Consider the following 14,257-nt stretch of genomic DNA (forward strand, 5'->3'; position numbering starts at 1 on the left):
AGATTCAAATACATAACCCGAATAGACACAACTGAGTACAGATCAGCGCTGACTCAATGCGAGTTTCACACCGAAGCCCACCAACAACAAGCCGGTTAAACCGTCTAAAACCTGTGCCACTCTTGGTCTTGCCAACCAAACTCGTGCTTTATGCACTATAAGCGCAAGAAACGTTTGCCACGTCATCGCAATAATAAAGTGAAGAGACGCCATAAACAGAGATTGCCCCAAAGCAGAATAGCTTGGGTCGATAAACTGCGGCAAAAATGCCATGTAAAAAACAATCGGTTTTGGATTCAATACGTTGGATAAAATTCCCTGACGAAATCCACCCCACGCTGTTAATGGCTTCGACGCGCCTTTGTCCGTAAAAGTCATTCCTACTGGCTTCATTACGCTGCGTAATGCCTGCACACCTAAATAGACAAGATACGCAGCACCCAACAGTTTAAACACTGTAAATAAGCCCGCAGAGCCTAATAAAATCACCGACAAACCTAAAGCAGACAAAGTAGCATGGGCAAATAATCCCATACAAATACCTAAGCTGGTTAGAAAACCTAAACGCCAGCCGCCCTGCGCCGCATTACGCATCACCAAAATTGTGTCTACGCCTGGACTCATAGTGAGAACAGAAATTGCCAGCAAAAAAGGTAACCATTGAAAATGCTCTATCATTGATAGTCTTCCTGAAGAAATAGAATCTTGGCTTATGAGTGGCAACTTAAATCGACCCAGAAAGCGACAGACATTTCTTCTGCATCGCGCTGAATCGGTGTACACATTTCGGCAGACATACCAGACAAACGCACCAAACCTTCTTCTAATGGCTCCATGGCGAAATACAACTCATCATCACCATAAGCCAAGCTCAGTACAGAAGTGAATAGATCAATTGGTGCAGGTAGTAGAATACCAAAGCGAATCCAAAGCATTTGATCGCGAATGCGAACATCTAAAATGCGCACACCCTTTGGCTTTATATTCTGGCCGTCTTGCTGCATCTTGATGAAATAGCCATAAGTATCAAAACTTTGCATTACATCGATCATGTCGAGCTTTTCTTGACCCTTCAGCTCTCCATCAGCATTCACATCGTATTCAGCAATTAGGCTTGTCGAAGTAAAGAGATCGAGACCCCACGTACCTTCTAGAACCTCTATATTTGGTTGATCAACCGTGACTCGATATTGCGAATCCACCCAAACATGAGGATGAGCAACTGCATTACCAGCAAAAAAAACACACAGACACAACCAGAGACGAATCATTTTATTCCACCAAGCTTGGCGTATATCGAACACGCGCTTCTAAAATACGTTGAAATTCAAGCGGATCATGTTGCTGTGCGAGACGTTCCGGGTCGTGTTTGGCTCCATGCCATGCTTCCAATCGTGACAACCAAAAGCGCAGCGCGGCAATCCGTAACATATAAGGCCAAGCCTCTATTTCTGCTGAGCTGACATCTCGCTCGTGCAAGTAGGCTTTTAATAAGGCTTGGTACTTTATTGGGTCAAGTTCGCCTGTCGTAACATCGGAACACCAATCGTTGACGACAATGGCAAGGTCATACATAACCCAAGAGTGACAAGCGTTATAGAAATCAATAATGGCAGATAACTGACCATTTTCAAACAAGGTATTGTTATAGAACAAATCTCCGTGAATTGTGGTTTTCGGTAAATTTGGGCGTGTCTCAATAAAGTCGTCAAAGGCGATGATTTGTGACATCAAGAGTTCCGTTTGCGCAGGTTCTAATTGCGTTGCAATCGCTTGGCTTGTTTGTTTCCACCAATCCACTCCGCGATGACTGTCGCGGTGCTCAGGGAAATCTTCACCGGCAATGTGTAATTTCGCCAAGGCTGCGCCCATTAAACGACACGAATTCTCGTCTGTTTGCTTTAATTCACCGCCTGGGAAACAATCCACAATAATCGCAGGGCGACCATTTACTTCTCGTAGCCGTTCCCCATGAATATCAATCAAGGCTGCTGGGACATTAAAACCCTTGCTTTTCAAATGTGCGACAACATCCAAAAAATATGGCACTTCGCCTAATTCAAACTCTTCAAATAGAGTAACAACGTATTTACCTGTGGTAGTGGTAAGAAAATAATTCGTGTTTTCCACGCCACCAGAAATGCCTTGGAAAGAGACCAATTCACCTAAATAATAATCCGCCACTAAGGCGCGCATGTCAGAGTCAGAAAGGGATGTGTAAACAGCCAAGTTGTATTACCTATGTATTATCAAAATGATGCGAGTAAGAAAGCGCCTATGCTCCACAATAAGGAGCTAAAGGTCAATTCCTTCATCATATCAGAATGAAACGGTACAAATAAAAGGCTTAAATTTAGACAACCAGTGCGATACGGCAATCAAGGCGTATTATATAAGAGAGAATAGATTTCGCGATAATACAAATACACAAATGTCCAAGGAAATGTTTGGGGTTCAACATTGGGTATGTTTAAAAATATGTGCTTAGTTGTGCTCGTTCAGACTGGGTGTGAACAGTGTCGCAGTCCGCAATTTTAATTGAATTCCGGTTGAACCCTTCACACAGAAATTAAAGCAATTCATCAGATAAGGTTTTATACTAACAAGTCTTATTACAAGTACAGAAGGAGTTGGAATGGACCATCAATCTGAAAAAATCAATATTTTAATTCCTGCTACATATCGTTTATTAATGGTCACAATGATCAGTTTCTTTATTCATTGTACATTACTGTTCACTTATGAAAGCCCGGTTCCAATTAACAATACTGAACCTACTATCGTTTTTTCAGTTTACGCCTTGCTCTTTTTTTACTTTGCTTACAACCCCAAAAAGCACGTATACAAAGCAATTACGCTTTATGGTGTCGTGACATTATTAACCACCGCCCCCCATACAGTGTTCAAAACCATTAGCGCTTGGCAAGGTCATGTTGACCTTTTAGACGTTTTGCCTCCGTTTTCAGGAAAAGTCATTCTCTCGTCCATTCTAATGCTCATTTTATTACCTGAAAAATTGACTAAGATGGTCTTCATTATTTGGGTAACGAACGCCTTCCCTATTTTACTTTTTTTGCTCACTCACCCTGACCAATTACTAACACATCGCGGCTACGATTTACTGTTTTTCTATGTGCCTGCTAGCTTATTACTACTCATCATTGTTCCTTTCCAAAAAAGCATGAACCACCATGTAAATAAAATGAACGATAATTTACACCACTCTCAAAAAGAAGCAGACAGAGATTTTTTAACCGATATATACAACAGACGTGGATTAGAAAACTGGTTAGCGCAAAATGCGAAGGAACGCTCTCTATGTGTTCTCCTCGTCGACATTGATAAGTTCAAAGAAATCAATGATGAGTTTGGTCATTCTGTAGGCGATAATGTGTTGATCGAAATTGCTTCACGCCTTCGTGCTGTCTACTTTGGGAAGCATTGCCTTGCTCGTTGGGGGGGAGAAGAGTTTATTGTTGTGATTGCTGACCCTAGCCCTCACACCACCACGTTGATTGCAGAAAAATTCAGAACGACGATCTACCAACAAACCTACAAAGCCGTTGGTCAACTTACCGCAAGCATCGGCATATCCACCGTGGCAAAAGCCAATGACTTTACCACCATGGTTGATCAAGCCGATAAAGCGCTTTATTTCGCAAAATCAAATGGACGTAACCAGACTTGTCTATATCATGAGAACCTCGCAAAAGTACCGCCTATGCAGGAATAATTCCTCTTTAGACTGTAAAAACTCCCCCAACCGCTTAGAATAGAACGCAATTATCGCCTATTTATGCAGAGGTTTTATTTTGGCTACGGATTCTTCAACACAGAACACACCTATGATCTTGGTAGACGGCTCGTCTTATCTTTACCGAGCTTTCCACGCAATTCCACCAATGAGCACCAGCACTGGCGAGCCAACCAACGCCACACGCGGTGTGATCAGCATGATCCGCAGCTTGATCAAGACTTACCCAGATTCGCCAATGGTGATCATCTTTGATGCCAAGGGCAAAACCTTCCGTGATGAAATCTACAGCGAATACAAAGCACAACGTCCGCCAATGCCTGACGACTTACGTCCACAAATCGAGCCAATTCATCGTATGGTTGAAGGCATGGGTTTACCTCTCGTTATTATTGATGGTGTCGAAGCCGACGATGTCATCGGCACCATCGCCAAAAAAGTCGGTGAAACCGGCCGTGAAGTCATCGTTTCTACGGGCGATAAAGACATGGCGCAATTGGTGACAGAGAAAGTCACGCTAGTGAATACCATGAACAACACTGTCATGGACATTCAAGGTGTGAAAGACAAATTCGGTATTCCGCCTGAGCTTATCATCGATTACCTCGCACTCATGGGCGACAAAGTGGACAACATTCCGGGCGTTCCGGGCGTGGGCGAAAAAACCGCTTTAGCCTTATTGCAAGGTTTAGGCAGCATCAAAGAAATCTACACACGCTTAGATGACATCGCTGATTTGGGCTTCCGTGGCTCCAAAACCATGAAGCAAAAAATGGAAGATAACAAAGACATGGCCGAACTGTCTTATACACTTGCCACGATTAAGTGCGATGTTGAATTACCGTTTAATGCTCTTGAATTGAAAAACAGCGAAGTGAAAAAAGACGTATTGCGCGAATGGTTCGAAAAGCTGGAATTCAAAACATGGCTCAAAGATTTAGACAAAGCGCCTTCTGACAGTATTGTTTCAAGTGACACCGAAGGCAGCGCAGAAGGCCAAGTAGACGCACCAGTGGCTTCGAATATCGAAGTGAACTACGAAACCGTTTTAGACAAAGAAACATTTAATACTTGGTTAGAAAAAATCCAAAACGCTGAATTAACTGCGTTCGACACAGAAACCACCAGCCTAAATTACATGGCGGCAGAATTGGTTGGCATGTCTTTCTCAGTCGAAGCGGGCGTTGCGGCTTACGTTCCTTTTGCCCACGACTACGAAGGCGCACCAGAGCAGCTTGACCGTGATTGGGTGTTAGAACAGCTCAAACCTTGGTTAGAAGACGACAGCAAAGCGAAAGTCGGCCAACACCTTAAATACGACGCTAACGTCCTGAATAACTACGACATCACGCTTCGCGGCATTCAATACGACACCATGCTGGAATCTTACGTGTACAACTCCGTGAGCTCTCGTCATGACATGGACACGCTGGCGAAGAAATTCCTCGGTCACACCTGTGTCAGCTTTGAAGAATTAGCAGGCAAAGGCAAGAAGCAGAAAACTTTCAATGAAATCGACCTAGAACAAGCAGCCTTTTACGCCGCCGAAGACGCAGACATTACCTTGCGCCTTCACCAAGCTATTTGGCCAAAAGTCGAAAAAACACCAGAATTGGTTAGCATTTTTAAAGACATTGAATGCCCTCTTATTCCTGTTTTGGCGAACATGGAACAAACTGGCGCCTTGATTGACCCAGAACTTTTGCACGCACAAAGCAGTGAAATTGCCGCGAAATTGCAAGAGCTGGAGATAAAAGCCCACGAAGTGGCGGGTGAAAGCTTCAACCTGAGCTCACCAAAACAACTGCAAGTCATCTTGTTTGAAAAGCTCGAACTGCCTGTTATCAAGAAAACGCCAAAAGGCCAGCCATCAACTGCCGAGCCTATTTTGCAAGAACTGGCACAAGACTATGAATTGCCACGTTTGATTATGGAGCACCGCAGTTTGTCTAAGTTGAAATCCGCTTACACAGACAAACTACCAGAAATGATCCAGAAAACAGGTCGCATTCATACGTCTTATCATCAGGCGATTACCGCCACAGGCCGCTTGTCATCGACTGATCCAAACTTGCAGAACATTCCAATTCGTACTGCCGAAGGTCGTCGTATTCGCCAAGCCTTTATCGCACCAACTGGCTATAAAATGCTCGCGGCCGATTACTCCCAAGTGGAACTTCGTATCATGGCGCATTTGTCCCAAGACAAAGGCTTGCTCGATGCCTTCACTAAAGACGCTGATGTACATAAAGCCACCGCCGCCGAAGTCTTTGAAGTGGCCTTAGACGAAGTGACAACCGAACAACGCCGCCGCGCCAAAGCCATCAACTTTGGTTTGATCTACGGCATGTCGGCATTTGGTTTGGCCAAGCAACTGGATATCAGCCGACCAGAAGCCGCGAAATACATCAAACGTTACTTCGAGCGTTACCCCGGCGTACAGCAATACATGGAAAACACCCGCGAAGGCGCAAAAGAAAAAGGCTACGTAGAAACCATTTATGGTCGTCGCTTGTACTTGCCAGACATCAAAGCCAGCAATGCCATGATGCGCCAAGCCGCGGAACGTACTGCGATCAACGCGCCAATGCAAGGCTCCGCCGCCGACATCATCAAACGCGCCATGATCAAAATGCACGACTGGCTACAAAGCACAGATCTAAACGTGAAAATGATCATGCAAGTGCACGATGAACTCATCTTCGAAATCGCCGAAAAAGACCTAGACGCCGCACAAACCAAAATCGTCGACATCATGCAAAACAGCAGCAAAATTGACGTGCCTTTATTAGTGGAAGCGGGTGTTGGAGATAACTGGGACGAGGCGCATTAAGCAGCTTTAAACAGAATTTAAACAAAAGGACTTTATATGAAAATGCTTGAGTTAATTGAAGGTAAGATAAAATCTAGTATGAGCTATGGTATTGGAGTTCTGTTTTTAATAATGGTTTTTTATAAAAGTGAAATATTGGATTTTGCTGAAAATACATTAAATATTAACAAAGCTTCATCAATAATGAGCGTCTTAGAAAGTAGTCTAGATCAGCTTGCTATATGGGGGCTGCTTCTTATTTTAGCCACATTCTGTATAAATCGTATATCAAACCGAATTAAATACTTTTTTAAAAAAGAAATATCGCCGCTTATTGACAATCATACAGAGAAGGTACAACAGCAGCTTGAAGCTTCATCAGAAAACACCAAGAGCTTATTGAATGCTCGAGTACTAGACACAGTAATATCGGCCGCTAGTTCAGATGAAATAAAAAATAAAATTCGGGATATTCACTGTAAGGCGTATGGGTCACATTGTGAAAGTGATCATGGGTTGTTTCCATATGTCGATCAAAAAATATCCAAATTCTATAACTCTGAGAAACCTCATCGGTCAGATTACCATCAAACGGTTACCATTCAGGATAACGATGATGAGAGCATAACGTGGCACGAGGTTTGTTCTTACAAACTTCATACCATTGCACTAGACCCTAATTATGGTACTAAAGACCCTAATTTAATGAGTGTTGCTCATACGGTCAGATATTCATCAGCTCTAAAAGTTAACGATCTTAGTCTTACGCTCGATAGCTCATCATCAGATTCTGCTAAATATAATTTAGAGGTTAGGATAGATGATGAGGTTATATTTGACTCAAAAGAACACTTAAAAATTGTAGGTGAAAAGATAGTGGTAGACTCAATAGATGGGGTTGAAATCAAACAAGAAAATGGCACTTTAGAAATATCTATAACTCATGATTTTACTATCACAAATGCGTGGACGAATATTGAGATCAAGGAAACATCCACCATTTTCGATGATTACTTTATTAGTAGTCGAAAAGAGCCAACATGTGGGGCTAAAATAACAATTAACCTTCCAAGTACTTGGGGGTTCGAGTTAGTTAAGTTTGGTCAGCCAGAAGATTGGAATATACACCAACATCCAACCAATACATTATCTGCTTGGACTAAAAGCTGGGTTCTTCCTGGAATTACTTTCTTTTGCCGATGGAAGAAAAAATAGAAAGGCTAGTGAGTTGTAGTGTAGATGAAATAGAGAGGGGTCTCTATTTCATCTTTCACCATCAAAAAAATTAATTATCGGTCACCTTCATATCAATTATTTTGTTATCAGTAACCTTTATTTCAGAAACTGAGAAAAAATTGTCGGTAACTTTCATAACTTAACTCCATTCATGTTTTCGAAAATGACCAGCATTTTCTTTTTAAAAGAGAAGTGAGATCTTGCTACATCACTCTCAAGCTGACAAATCAAATAGAAAAGTCAAAAAAGCACTTCAGATGGTATCTGAAGTGCTTATTATACTTACTTTACTAGCAGTAGAGTCATTCTGCAATGCACATACGCATGTAATTTAATAAACAAATGTGGAAGATTTTAGTGAAAATTTATACTTTTTTGCTGGAACTTTAATAAGCTCCTATTTTTTTATAGTAAAAACAATGAATTAACTTTTCCTTTTCAATAGCGTACCCAAAATCAAAAATAATAACGGGATCAGAATAAAATTTTAACCTATAGTGCGATACTTTTCAGCAACTGACCTAGAATGGCTAGGGAACATGCGAATAAGTCCTGCTCATGAGACAATTCATCGCAAATTAAGATAATAAGTGAACCACTCATGGTTGAGTAGGTAGCGAGAGACCAACTGCCCATAGGTGGTATTCTAACGTCGCCAAACAATTAGAGTATGACCATGAACTATAAGCAGTTGATCGAAGGGTAACGATACCAGATTCAAGCCTATCTGAGCCAACATTTAAGTTACAGAGAGATTGGTAAACGACTCAATGTCAGTCATTCCAGTATCAGCCGAGAGTTAAAACGCCATACCATTAATGGTACTTATGAACCGAGTGTCGCACAGCGCCATGCTCAACATCAACGACACTATGCTGCAAAAAGCCATTTAATAGGCTTACCTGTCAGTCATGAATGGATTTATGGTTATGTGCAAAGAGACAAACGCCAAGGCGGTAAGCTTTATAAACACCTACGACATAATAGTAGACGGTACCGAAAAAAAACAATTGAGGTCAGTAGAAAATTAATCGTACCGGAATGCATCAACTTCACTGTTTATAGTCTGCATAAGCTTTCGCATGTTGATGGATGATATCTAATGCTGCTTCAGTATTCATATGTTCGGCAGGGATACCGTCAATGTTTGCTAGCCCTTCGGCGTGATGTAGTGGTCGCTCTAGCCATTTCCACGCTTTTGGAACACGGCCTTCAACGCCTTTCTGACTTAGGATATTCAGGACTTTTTCTGGATACTTGAATCAGCTGATAGTTTTTAAGGCTGTTTTCCTCGAGCCCAAAACGCGACATGACATTTGTGCTGTTTAAAGCTCTTCCTCATGTATGTATTTGATCACCCACTACCCACTCAGCGTCGTCTTTTAAGCTTTTATTCCCCCTTCCTAGCTTTTTTCTTAGACGCGAATAAATCGGGATCGACACAACTCGCGCCTTTTTTGAGCGCTTTAGTTAGCAACTGACTTATGTCTTTAAAAGGGATCAACCACTGTCCTAAAAATCCTGTTTTATCAATGGGCTGATTGGTGCCGAATGTGATTTCTTGGTTATCCTTGCCTTGGTGCCAACTGCCGAACAGTCGATCCCATATCGCCAAGGCGACGCCAAAATTACGGTCATAATGACATTTTGCATTAGAGTGGTGAATTTGATGCTGAGCAGGTGAAATGAGCCATTTTTCAATGCGTTCTCCATAACTCAATGCCACGCCTGAATGGCGTAAATTGGCTCCTAAGACATTAAAAAAGAAGGTGGTGATGAGTATGCCAAATACTTGCATCAAGCTGATTTGATTTGGAAATAAAACCAAAAAGACACTGATCACAAGACTTTGCACGAAGAGTGAGCGTAAGAAAAACAATAAACCTTCAATAGGATGAGTGCGAAAGACAGTAAAAGGCGTTAAGACTGTGGCGCTGTGATGAACTTGGTGAAACGCCCATAAAAACGCATTTTTGTGCATGCACCAATGCACAAAAAAACGAGAAAAATCATCAGTGAGAAAATAGCAAAGCGTAAAGAAAGCAACGACTAATATATCAGGAAAGCCGATCGCCAAACTCGATAAGCCTTGTTCCTGCCAAAAGAAAAACAACCAACTGATCCAAACAGATTGCGCCAATGCTTTGGGAATCATAAAAGCCAGCAACAATCGATTCAGTAACCACAACGCATAATCGGTTCGAGCGGAAGCATGCGTCCATATTCGCCACGAAAAATAGACCTTTACACGGCTTAATCCTGCTTTGCCGTAACGATAAAAAAACAAAGACGACGCGAAGAGAAGTGCAGAAATCAGATAGACAAGAGAAACACGTTTAGACAAGTCGAACAAAGAAGAGCCAGCGTTCGCTAGCTCTTCTAATAACCAAGGTAAAAAGGCGTCGATCATGCCTATAAGCCCAAGAGTACCGAGTTAATCGTTCTCGGCGCTGTTGCTCGCTTTGTTGATTTGATCCAGTACGGCGTTCATGCCCGCTGTACGATCATTCAACTTGCCTTCCAATTTGAAGGTTTTTGCTAACAAGTTTTGCGCTTTGATCATGTTCAACTTGTATTCTTGCATAGAGATTGCACTGCCTTGAATAAAGCCACCTTTTCCATCTGCCGCCAATATTTGAGTGTCGCCAAACAAGATTGGGCTAAAGCCAATTAGACGATCCAAGCCTGCTTGTGCGCCACCTAAATCACGACCAGCCGCTTCAAGAGACAAAGCAAATCCTTTTAGTTCGCCCCAGTGTTTCACATAGTTGCGATACGCTTTGGCCACTTCGCCATGGGCTTCTTCAATGACCGCGATTTTTTCTAAGTCCGCATAAACACTGCCTGCGTATTTATAAGCGGCTTCGGCGATCACTTGCTGCCACGCTGTTGCGATGGTTTTCGCGTACGCTTTTAGTTCAGTATGTTGCGCGGTGGTTAGCGCTTTACCTTTTGCGTCCGCGATAAGTTGGCGGCCATCGACAAAGGCTTGCATGATGGTGTGGAAATACTTTGTACCGGCACTGGCATCAATGCTGGCAGCGTAATAAGCGTGAGCGAAAGCCATTTCAGATTTTAGGTCAATGACACCATCACCATTCGCATCGGCTTTTTTAAAGACTGAGGCGTTTTGTTTTGTAATTTGAACCACTTCTTTTGGTGTTAGAGACAAGCCATTTGCTGGCGCGCCAAAGTAACCAAACGCTTCATCCCACACATGCTCTTTACCAGTGTAAACCGTGCCTTTTTTGTAAGGCTTGTCGTTAGGGTATGCGCCAGCTTCTAGCTTTTCATCGAGGTAATGATTAACGCCACGGTTATAGAACACGGCGCCCATGGTGAATTTGGAAATAAGCTGAATGTAATCATAGCCATTTACAGGGTCGTAACCTTTCTTCGTTTTTCCCGCAAGGTCAATAAGCTGAGTCAGGAGCTCTTGGCCTGTTGGGTTGCCCGGCCAACCAGTGATAACGCCATCATACGCACTGGAAAGTAAGTCCTTACCTTTAGAAAGTTCGTCAATTTTTGTTTGTTTAATAGGGAACCCATCTTTTGAAATAGGGTCTAGGATAGTAAGCCCTGATTTTTTACTAGAAAAGTAATCCGTCATTAAGTCGACATCGCCTTTCCCAGCGGCTTTTTTCAACGAGTTATGTAACGCATGGCGAGCAATTTGACCGCCATAGGATACAGAAGATGAGGCATTACCTTTGTAGCTTTTTAACGTTACATCGAATGCATAATCTTGTGCTGCAACAGCACTCATAGAAAAGGCAACGGACAAGCTCAGAATGGTTTTTTTCATTATTTTTTTCCTATATTTCAACTGAAAAAAGTTGTTTTGCATCACAAGACTACAAAAATCAAAAGAAAAAATAACATCAATAATAATGATTATCAACAACAACTATTATATTTACATAGATTTACAATAAACCTCATTGCTTTTCATCCAATCAAAATGTGGCTTTATACAAGGCGCTCTGAACCAAAAGGCGATTTAAATCGCGAAGAAAATGCAGTAATTGAATCGCGGGCATCTAAAAATCACGCTAACGCAAAAGGTTCTGCCCTCTTTATTGAGGTAAAGTGCTAGAATCCTCGCCATGCTAATTTTTACTGAATTCCAAGGTAAACCATGACCGTTCTCTTAATGACGCCACCAATGACTCAGTTAAATACACCGTATCCTGCGACGGCGTATTTAACTGGTTTTTTGCGCTCCCGAGGCTACGAAGCAACCCAACGCGATCCTGCGATTGAGTTGTTTCTTGAGATGATGACGTCGCCTGCGTTGGATATTATTCGTCAACATGTAGAGGCCAATTTTGAGTCATTTGAAGATGACGAATTACCTGATGTGATTTACACCTTTTTGTCTGAGTATGATCGTTATCAATTGGCTGTTGAGCCCATTATTCGCTTCTTGCAAGGCAAAGACCCAAGCCTTGCGCTGCGTATTGTGTCTCGTCGTTTTTTACCTGAAGGCCCAGCGTTCGACTCAATTTCTCAAATGGAAGCGGTGTCTGGCGATGTTCTAAAATCAGCGTTTGGCGATTTAGGCGTTCAGGACAAAGCTAAGTATTTGGCGACTCTATTTATCAATGATTTATCTGCTGTGATCACACAAGGTGTTGATCCGTATTTCGAAGTCAGTCGTTATGGTGAACGCCTCGCGGCGGCAAACCCTAGCTTTGATAACCTTTATGATACTTTGATGGGCGAGCCCAGCTTCAGTTCGGAAATTCTCGAACAATTGGTTGAACAATATTTAGAGGAAACGCAGCCAAGCGTGGTGGCATTAACCGTGCCTTTCCCAGGCAATATGTTGGGCGCTTTACGCATCGCACAAACCTGTAAAGCCATTAATCCTGATTTACCGATTGTGATGGGCGGCGGCTTTGTGAATACCGAGCTGCGAGCGTTGAAAGACCCAAGAATCTTTGAATTTATCGATTTTATTTGCCTCGATGATGGCGAGCGTCCTTTCCTAACTCTGCTAGAATTTTTTGATGGGCAACGAGACATCGATGAGTTAGTACGCACTTACTTTCTTGCAGAAGACGAACAGGGCGAACCGTATGTTCACCTCAATGACAACAAAGACTTGCACGATATTCCACAGACCGATGTAGGCACGCCGATATACGACGGCTTGCCATTAGATGACTACCTTTCTTTGTGTGAAATGCTCAATCCGATGCATCGAATTTGGAGCGATGGACGCTGGAACAAACTGACCATTGCCCACGGCTGTTATTGGCGTAAATGCAGTTTTTGCGATGTGAGCTTAGATTATATCGACCGATACGATGCCGCGGGCGCCGACTTATTAGTAGATCGAATTGAAGAACTCATCGAAGAAACCGGGCAAACAGGTTTTCATTTCGTCGATGAAGCCGCGCCTCCAAAAGCCCTGTTTGCTTTGGCGAATCGTTTAATTGAGCGCGGCGTTGCCATTAGTTGGTGGGGCAATATTCGCTTTGAAAAGACGTTTACACCTGAACGTTGTCAATTATTAGCGGATTCTGGTTGTATCGCTGTCAGCGGCGGATTAGAAGTGGCCTCGGATCGATTATTAAAGCTGATGAAAAAGGGCGTAAGTGTTGAGCAAGTAGCGCGCGTCACCAAAGCCTTCAGTGACGCAGACATTTTGGTTCATGCCTATTTAATGTACGGCTTCCCAACACAAACCGAACAAGAAACCATTGATGCGCTGGACATGGTGCGCCAGATGATGGAGCAAGGTTGCTTTCAATCCGCCTTCTGGCATCGTTTTGCAGCAACCATTCATAGTCCAATCGGGATTAACCCTGACGAATACGGCATCACTCTGGATGAACGTCCTGACATATTATTCGCAGAAAACGATGTGGACTTCTTCGACCCAACCGGAACGGATCATGAAATGTTAGGGGAAGGATTACGCAAAGCGCTCTACAATTATATGCACGGTATTGGTTTTGATCAGCCAATGGAATTTTGGTTTGAGCTGCCTGTTGTCGATACACTGATGCCAAAATCACTTATATCAAAAGCGGTTAATGATTTGATCGCTCATAGTTGAACGGCTTACAAAAGGACGGCACACGCTTGTATGCATCATATGGAGTCATACACACTTTGAAGTACAATATCTTTCTGTCATGAATATTAGGTTCGTTTTATGAAGTGCCCACATTGCCAATCTAAGTTGCCTTTTTCTTCACTCAAAAAGAGCTTTTTCCGTCCACAACCTTGCTCATCTTGCAATGAAGGATACACGGTGACATTGAGTATTAGTCGTATGTTTTTATTGATTATTCCGGTGGCTTTTAGCTTGATTATGATTCGTCCTATCAGCCTACACTGGGGTGTATCGCCAACACTCATGTCCGCTTTAATCGTGCTGTTATATGGTGTGTCTTGCCTCACTTTGGTCAAGCGCGCCGTTCTTTAATAGCACGACTGTTTCA

12 protein-coding genes are annotated in these 14,257 nt (G+C 42.7%); 6 read left to right on the forward strand and 6 right to left on the reverse strand.

Features of this window, described 5'->3' with window-relative positions:
• Positions 1-42: 42 nt before the first annotated feature.
• The 3 genes from ABFY09_RS06450 to ABFY09_RS06460 are packed head-to-tail and all read right to left on the reverse strand — an operon-like array spanning position 43 to position 2,229.
• On the reverse strand, positions 43-678 hold the full coding sequence (locus ABFY09_RS06450; RefSeq protein WP_347983474.1) for a LysE family translocator: 636 nt from the start codon (positions 676-678) through the stop codon (positions 43-45).
• Positions 679-710: 32 nt separating this feature from the next.
• The gene (locus tag ABFY09_RS06455; RefSeq protein ID WP_347983475.1) at positions 711-1,271 is read right to left on the reverse strand and encodes a DUF1007 family protein; all 561 of its coding nucleotides are present in this window, start codon (positions 1,269-1,271) and stop codon (positions 711-713) included.
• Position 1,272: 1 nt separating this feature from the next.
• The gene (locus ABFY09_RS06460) at positions 1,273-2,229 is read right to left on the reverse strand and encodes a homoserine kinase (protein WP_347983476.1); all 957 of its coding nucleotides are present in this window, start codon (positions 2,227-2,229) and stop codon (positions 1,273-1,275) included.
• Positions 2,230-2,635: 406 nt separating this feature from the next.
• Here ABFY09_RS06460 and ABFY09_RS06465 point away from each other — a divergent pair, with 406 nt between their 5' ends.
• The 3 genes from ABFY09_RS06465 (at position 2,636) to ABFY09_RS06475 (ending at position 7,781) form a co-directional block, all read left to right on the forward strand.
• Complete coding sequence (locus tag ABFY09_RS06465; RefSeq protein ID WP_347983477.1) at positions 2,636-3,733, forward strand: GGDEF domain-containing protein; 1,098 nt, start codon at positions 2,636-2,638, stop codon at positions 3,731-3,733.
• A gap of 112 nt (positions 3,734-3,845) precedes the next feature.
• Positions 3,846-6,587, forward strand: a complete 2,742-nt coding sequence (gene polA / locus ABFY09_RS06470; protein ID WP_347983539.1) for a DNA polymerase I — start codon at positions 3,846-3,848, stop codon at positions 6,585-6,587.
• A 36-nt stretch (positions 6,588-6,623) separates the two neighbouring features.
• On the forward strand, positions 6,624-7,781 hold the full coding sequence (locus tag ABFY09_RS06475) for a hypothetical protein (RefSeq protein WP_347983478.1): 1,158 nt from the start codon (positions 6,624-6,626) through the stop codon (positions 7,779-7,781).
• Positions 7,782-8,294: 513 nt separating this feature from the next.
• Here the strand turns inward: ABFY09_RS06475 and ABFY09_RS06480 are convergent.
• A complete protein-coding gene (locus ABFY09_RS06480; protein ID WP_347983479.1) occupies positions 8,295-8,438 on the reverse strand; it encodes a hypothetical protein in 144 nt (47 codons plus the stop codon).
• A 79-nt stretch (positions 8,439-8,517) separates the two neighbouring features.
• On the opposite strand from ABFY09_RS06480, the gene ABFY09_RS06485 reads away from it, so the two are divergent.
• Positions 8,518-8,898, forward strand: coding sequence for a helix-turn-helix domain-containing protein (locus ABFY09_RS06485; RefSeq protein ID WP_347983540.1), 381 nt, complete (start codon positions 8,518-8,520; stop codon positions 8,896-8,898).
• A gap of 294 nt (positions 8,899-9,192) precedes the next feature.
• Here the strand turns inward: ABFY09_RS06485 and ABFY09_RS06490 are convergent, their stop codons facing one another.
• A complete protein-coding gene (locus tag ABFY09_RS06490; RefSeq protein ID WP_347983480.1) occupies positions 9,193-10,212 on the reverse strand; it encodes a sterol desaturase family protein in 1,020 nt (339 codons plus the stop codon).
• A 24-nt stretch (positions 10,213-10,236) separates the two neighbouring features.
• Positions 10,237-11,607, reverse strand: coding sequence for a DUF4856 domain-containing protein (locus ABFY09_RS06495; protein ID WP_347983481.1), 1,371 nt, complete (start codon positions 11,605-11,607; stop codon positions 10,237-10,239).
• A gap of 333 nt (positions 11,608-11,940) precedes the next feature.
• Between ABFY09_RS06495 and ABFY09_RS06500 the strand changes: the two genes are divergently transcribed.
• Both ABFY09_RS06500 and ABFY09_RS06505 read left to right on the forward strand, forming a co-directional pair.
• Positions 11,941-13,869 carry a radical SAM protein gene (locus ABFY09_RS06500; RefSeq protein ID WP_347983482.1) on the forward strand — a complete coding sequence of 643 codons (1,929 nt, stop codon included), beginning with the start codon at positions 11,941-11,943 and terminating at the stop codon, positions 13,867-13,869.
• Positions 13,870-13,968: 99 nt separating this feature from the next.
• A complete protein-coding gene (locus tag ABFY09_RS06505; protein ID WP_347983483.1) occupies positions 13,969-14,241 on the forward strand; it encodes a hypothetical protein in 273 nt (90 codons plus the stop codon).
• Positions 14,242-14,257 lie beyond the last annotated feature (16 nt).

It is taken from the genome of Marinomonas sp. 5E14-1 (genome assembly GCF_039939215.1).
Lineage (GTDB): Bacteria > Pseudomonadota > Gammaproteobacteria > Pseudomonadales > Marinomonadaceae > Marinomonas.

Bases quoted from the DNA above. Each gene is read 5' to 3' on its own strand.
- ABFY09_RS06450 (WP_347983474.1), bottom strand. From the start codon at position 678: ATGATAGAGCATTTTCAATGGTTACCTTTTTTGCTGGCAATTTCTGTT.
- ABFY09_RS06455 (WP_347983475.1), bottom strand. From the start codon at position 1,271: ATGATTCGTCTCTGGTTGTGTCTGTGTGTTTTTTTTGCTGGTAATGCA.
- ABFY09_RS06465 (WP_347983477.1), top strand. From the start codon at position 2,636: ATGGACCATCAATCTGAAAAAATCAATATTTTAATTCCTGCTACATAT.
- polA (WP_347983539.1), top strand. From the start codon at position 3,846: ATGATCTTGGTAGACGGCTCGTCTTATCTTTACCGAGCTTTCCACGCA.
- ABFY09_RS06475 (WP_347983478.1), top strand. From the start codon at position 6,624: ATGAAAATGCTTGAGTTAATTGAAGGTAAGATAAAATCTAGTATGAGC.
- ABFY09_RS06480 (WP_347983479.1), bottom strand. From the start codon at position 8,438: ATGGGCAGTTGGTCTCTCGCTACCTACTCAACCATGAGTGGTTCACTT.
- ABFY09_RS06490 (WP_347983480.1), bottom strand. From the start codon at position 10,212: ATGATCGACGCCTTTTTACCTTGGTTATTAGAAGAGCTAGCGAACGCT.
- ABFY09_RS06495 (WP_347983481.1), bottom strand. From the start codon at position 11,607: ATGAAAAAAACCATTCTGAGCTTGTCCGTTGCCTTTTCTATGAGTGCT.
- ABFY09_RS06500 (WP_347983482.1), top strand. From the start codon at position 11,941: ATGACCGTTCTCTTAATGACGCCACCAATGACTCAGTTAAATACACCG.
- ABFY09_RS06505 (WP_347983483.1), top strand. From the start codon at position 13,969: ATGAAGTGCCCACATTGCCAATCTAAGTTGCCTTTTTCTTCACTCAAA.